This window comes from Bradyrhizobium jicamae, from assembly GCF_001440395.1.
GTDB classification, from domain to species: Bacteria; Pseudomonadota; Alphaproteobacteria; order Rhizobiales; family Xanthobacteraceae; genus Bradyrhizobium; species Bradyrhizobium jicamae.
On record NZ_LLXZ01000041.1, the window covers coordinates 1 to 3,515 of the forward strand.

General features: G+C 56.9%; 4 protein-coding genes and 2 pseudogenes. 1 reads left to right on the forward strand and 5 read right to left on the reverse strand.

Going from position 1 to position 3,515, the window contains the following annotated elements:
* Positions 1 to 628 precede the first annotated feature (628 nt).
* Positions 629 to 811, forward strand: coding sequence for a hypothetical protein (locus CQ12_RS46080; RefSeq protein WP_057834545.1), 183 nt, complete (start codon positions 629 to 631; stop codon positions 809 to 811).
* 200 nt (positions 812 to 1,011) lie between these two features.
* Here CQ12_RS46080 and CQ12_RS47605 read toward each other — a convergent pair whose 3' ends face one another.
* From CQ12_RS47605 to CQ12_RS06665, 5 genes and pseudogenes are all read right to left on the reverse strand, one after another.
* Entirely contained in the window at positions 1,012 to 1,308 is a 297-nt protein-coding gene (locus CQ12_RS47605; protein ID WP_057834546.1) for a hypothetical protein, read from the reverse strand.
* Positions 1,301 to 1,558, reverse strand: a complete 258-nt coding sequence (locus CQ12_RS06655) for a hypothetical protein (protein WP_057834547.1) — start codon at positions 1,556 to 1,558, stop codon at positions 1,301 to 1,303. Before CQ12_RS06655 ends, CQ12_RS47605 begins: the two co-directional genes overlap by 8 nt.
* Positions 1,521 to 1,796: pseudogene (locus tag CQ12_RS46090) on the reverse strand (hypothetical protein); the annotation flags it as partial. The gene CQ12_RS06655 and the pseudogene CQ12_RS46090, both read right to left, overlap by 38 nt.
* A gap of 426 nt (positions 1,797 to 2,222) precedes the next feature.
* Positions 2,223 to 2,337 (reverse strand): annotated as a pseudogene (locus tag CQ12_RS43440) (SOS response-associated peptidase); the annotation flags it as partial.
* Positions 2,338 to 2,479: 142 nt separating this feature from the next.
* Positions 2,480 to 3,515: serine hydrolase domain-containing protein (locus tag CQ12_RS06665; protein WP_198164085.1), on the reverse strand; the 1,036-nt coding region annotated here is incomplete at its 5' end.

Consider the following 3,515-nt stretch of genomic DNA (forward strand, 5'->3'; position numbering starts at 1 on the left):
GGCGCGAGGGTAAGCTACGAAGTCGTGGCCAACCGCGGGAAAGAATCCGCCGAAAACCTCAGGGTAGGTTGATCGTCGTAGCCATCCAAATAGGACCGCCGGTAGCGCTGGCGGCCGCACCTGAAAACGGCCCCAGTACTCTGGGAGGAGATAGCTGGGGCCGCCACTTTCTCCCGGTTCGTCTCCACGATCTCCCGAGAGCGATGGATTCGACTCTAGGCAAACGCTGCACGTTCCTAAAAGCTTGCAAAACTCCGACAACACCACTGTCGTAACTGGTGCAGAACCTGAAATGTGGATTCGGAACCGGGATCTCTCCGGCGTAGCTTACTGATACCACCGCGCGACCAATGGCATCTATCGGTGATGAGAACGCCTCATTGCGCTCCCGCCTCCTCGAATGGGAAGGGAATAGCGCATGCAAAAGCGCCGCCGTCTCGTACAAACATCGACATTGGAAGAGCGACTGGCTGAGGATACGGAACAGTTGCGCCAGCAAGCGAAGACACTCAAACCTGGCCTTGCTAGGGATCACATCTTGAGAATCCGGCAGAACGAGACTGCCACGCACATAAGCGAGTGGCTTAACTCAGCCGGTCTGCAACCTCCCAAGTCGGCTTAAAACGCAATGAAGGACATGCAGGCGAGTCTAGAGAAGCTGCGTGCCGATGCAGCGGAAGCCGCGCTGATACGGGGCTTGGCCACGGATAGCCATAAGCGAGAGTTGTTCACTAGGTTAGCGGATCACTTGGCTAGGCTCGCCGCAGAGGTTGAACGCGCGATTGCGACAAGCCCATTGCAGGAGAACTAAGGCCGCCTCAGTTGGCGGCCTCTTTCATTTCAACGGCTTCGGTCACTGTCTGGCGGATGTCCCGTTTAGCTGCCCAAATCGAGCCATGCGATATCGGTAGTGGCGGACGCCATCGCGCCCCCTGATTGTTTCCTTGGGAAGCAAGTAAAATGTTCGCAGTGCCCCCAAGGTGCGGCGGGCGTTTGTGAGCTTCCTGAGTGTCAAAGCGTATCGAGATGCCGGGGGTTCATTAAGCCCCAGCTTGCCACATTGAAGACCAAGGCACCCAAGGGGACCTGTGGCTTCATAAAATCAAGTACGATGGCTACCGCGTTCAGGTTCACCTGAATCGAGGACGGAAGAAGGTCTTCACCCGTAATGGGCTCGACTGGACTAAACGGTTTACCGAGATTGCGGGGGCGCTCGCCATTCCGGGCGAAGCTATCATCGACGGCGAAGTGGTTGTCAAAGGCTGAGGCGCGGATTGCCTCGTCACAACGGCGCTCCGCGTCACTCATCGTCTTTCAGAACTGTTCGCACCTTATCGACCGGCCACTTTTTCCCGGCCGACAATACTCGAACACGACTTTGATCATCCGCGCTAACCAATGCATGAGAATTCACTGGGTCGTCGTCAATGCGGACCAGCGTAAGGTCCGTATCGGGCTTCCAGCTCAGCGTCACGTCAAGGTCGCCGGGGAAGATCTGCCATTTTGAACCGTCGTCGAGTTCAACAAAGTGGCTTTCGGAATGAGATCGGATCTTCATATTTGGCAACGGCGGAAGGGACCGCGAGGTTCCAGCGCATTAAGCTCGTTGTCTGACAAAAAAGGTCAAACGGCGGCCAAGTCTTCCTTGTCCACCCACGCATCACAATCTCCAAGGCATCATCCGGCAACGGCCGCTGCAGCGCCTTCGCCTCATCCCACGGAGCGCGCATCCAAGCATCGCGCTCCTCATCAGTCATCAGGATGACCGGCATGGCCTTCGGATGGATCGACTCGACCGGATGGATCGACTCGACGATGGCATTAGGCGAGTCGGGCTTCTTCCCTAGCCCTCTTCGTCCATGATCACGCCGCGCTCCTTGAGCTTCTCAAATTGGTGCAGCGAACGGAAGTGCACCCCACCTCTGGAGTCCAGTAGATCAACCCCATTGTTGTGTCGGTTGAGAACCACGTAGGTCTTGATCGGTCCGTACAGCTCGCCTGGCTTCCGACCAGGGCGTGGTCGGCTAGGCAATCCTCGTCGCCAAGGGCCCATTGCCCCCCCCCGAAGTTTCTGCGCTCCGACTTGCCAGTTCTTCCCGATATTGTGTTTTGAGCCTGCCGAGAACGCAATGTTTTCGACTACCTCATAGGGCATAGCGGCTGCGCCAGTCGTGCATAGTGCCGGCTTGCGCCATCAAAAGGTTTCCGTGTTGCGGATCACGGGCCGTCCGGGAAGACGCCGGGCATCGGCGCGAGTTTGCCGACGTACCGATTGACGACGCGAAACAGCGCTGCGATGGCGGCTTGGTTGGTGGTGATCGAATAGAGGTCCCACATCGGACGAGAGGTCCTCGCAAGCGAGATCAGGTGCTCAATGATTTTTGGATGGTGTTCGGCCCGCTCCTAGCAGCAGACAGTGTTGGACCCGGCGAAAACTTCGCATTGTGACCCAACTCAGACATGCGCTGTGCAGCACCCGCTATTGCGATCCGAGTTGAGCAACCAGTTCAGCCCAAAGATGCCAGACTTCCGGGCTATCTTTTAAAGCGGTTTGGACCAAAATAAGTTTTGAAGCCGGGTCGACGCAGACGCGTTGTCCGAGGTCCCCAGAAAACGCGAACTGGCGTCTCTTTCCGGGCAGTAACCACAGAAAATACCCATAACCGAAGTAGGGCATCGCGTTGCCGGGCAACAAATAGCTGTCGGACGGGCGAACCGTGGTCGCATCGATCATCCATTGCGTGGGAATGATCTGCTTGCCGTCCCACGCGCCGTCGTGAGCGAGCAAGCGTCCAAGGCGCGCATAATCGCGCAGCACCGCATTGAAACCAAAGTGCGCTACCTCCAACCGTTCTGCGTCCAGGAACCAACTAGCATCGGCCTCTGTGCCGATCTGGTTCCAGACCTTTTCCTCCATATACTCGGAGACGGACTTGTTCAGGATGCTGTGGAGCACGACGCCGAGCACGTCCGGCTCGATACTAGCATAGTGGTATCTCGTACCAGGCGGCGCGATCCGTTGATTAAATTGTACGATGCTGTTGACGGTCCCTTTCTTGGACGTGCCCCGTCCAAGCACCATGTCGCGCCACAAGCGATTGAGATCGCGGCCGCCGTCTCGGTCTTCTCCGAAATCGACACCCGACGACATGTGCAAAAGGTCTCGTATCGGCGTTAGGCCGTATTCGGTACCCTTGAACCCCGGCACATAGGTTTCCGGTGTATCGTCCACTGATTTGATCGCGCCTTCGGACACGGCAAGTCCGACCAGTATTCCGGTGATGGACTTGACCATCGATTGCGATAGGAACCGGGCGGTATCGGTTCGGCCATACTGATAGTGCTCGAATAGTATTTGGTCGTCCTTCGCGATCAACAGACCTGTGATCGGATTGCGCTCAAGATATTCGGTGAGGGATGAACGACTGCCGCGATACGAATATCGCAGATCAGTCGTCGATCGCTTGAATGTCCAAGGCACAACCGCGTGTTTGATCCGGCGCGTCGGGTAAATT

Bases quoted from the DNA above. Each gene is read 5' to 3' on its own strand.
- CQ12_RS47605 (WP_057834546.1), bottom strand. From the start codon at position 1,308: ATGAGTGACGCGGAGCGCCGTTGTGACGAGGCAATCCGCGCCTCAGCC.
- CQ12_RS46080 (WP_057834545.1), top strand. From the start codon at position 629: ATGAAGGACATGCAGGCGAGTCTAGAGAAGCTGCGTGCCGATGCAGCG.
- CQ12_RS06655 (WP_057834547.1), bottom strand. From the start codon at position 1,558: ATGAAGATCCGATCTCATTCCGAAAGCCACTTTGTTGAACTCGACGAC.